The organism is Cohnella baijiui (assembly GCF_020731285.1).
GTDB lineage: Bacteria > Bacillota > Bacilli > Paenibacillales > Paenibacillaceae > Cohnella.
The window spans coordinates 1-291 of sequence record NZ_JAJFOW010000228.1; the positions used below are offsets into that span (position 1 = coordinate 1).

Consider the following 291-nt stretch of genomic DNA (forward strand, 5'->3'; position numbering starts at 1 on the left):
TGAAAAATATCAACGGGATTTTGCTCATGACCTATTGGATGCCGGAGCGGATATGCTTATCGGGCATCGGAATCCGATCCTGCAATCGCATGAAATATATAAAGGGAAATACATTTTTTATAATATTGGCTCAGCTCAAGTGGACATTCAATACGATCAGAAAAGTATTAAAGAGGTTGCGCTTATCCAGGGCAGTGATCGGCGCGTGCTTTCCCCTACGAAGAAGTAAAATAAAAGGTGATAGGCAAAATGTTTTGTTGCCTTCCCATTCGCTTATATGTATAATTATCA

The 291-nt window shown here is 39.9% G+C and carries 1 protein-coding gene; it reads left to right on the top strand.

Translation table 11 applies throughout. The annotated features are described in order from the left end of the window. Positions 1-229 (top strand): CapA family protein (locus tag LKX83_RS32420; protein WP_227887393.1); only part of this gene is annotated, 229 nt, incomplete at its 5' end. Between the last annotated feature and the right edge of the window lie 62 nt (positions 230-291).